Annotated in this window: 1 protein-coding gene; it reads left to right on the top strand. The window is 63.4% G+C overall.

The window, feature by feature from the left end:
* The coding region (locus tag BF99_RS23370) for a hypothetical protein (protein ID WP_038097892.1) at positions 1-543 on the top strand (543 nt) is incomplete at both ends.

Here is a 543-nt window from a genome sequence, read left to right as displayed (position 1 = left end):
CACGCTGGCCCAGCCGAGCAACACCGATGTCAAAGTGGATACCGACACCACAGACACCGGCGAACAGAACACTCTGACCTTCACCACTACCGACTGGAACACGGCTCAGTCGGTCACGGTGAGTGCAGCCGAGGACGGCGATGCCGACGACGACAGCGCGAGCATCTCCGTTTCGGCAGCGGGAGGCGGTTATGGTGAAGCGACGGGCACGGTCAGCATCGAAGTGACGGACGACGATACTGGGATCTTGACCCTCCCATCGGACTCCATCACGGTCGGCGAAGGCAGCACCACCACCTTCGATGTGCAGTTGTCGGCGCAACCGACCGGAACCGTCACGGTCACGCTGACCCAGCCGAGCAATGCCGACGTCAAGGTGGATACCGACACATCGGCCACCGGCGAGCAGAACACTCTGACATTCACCACTTCCAACTGGAACACGGCTCAGTCTGTCACGGTCAGAGCGGCGGAGGACAGCGATGCCGCCGACGAGAGCGCGACCATCTCCGTCTCGGCCGCGGGCGGTGGCTACGGCGATGC

The sequence above is a fragment of the Thioalkalivibrio sp. HK1 genome, assembly GCA_000583135.1.
Classification (GTDB): Bacteria; Pseudomonadota; Gammaproteobacteria; order HK1; family HK1; genus HK1.
The sequence above is the reverse complement of the archived record's forward strand: the minus strand, read 5'-3'. Positions and strand labels throughout refer to the sequence as shown.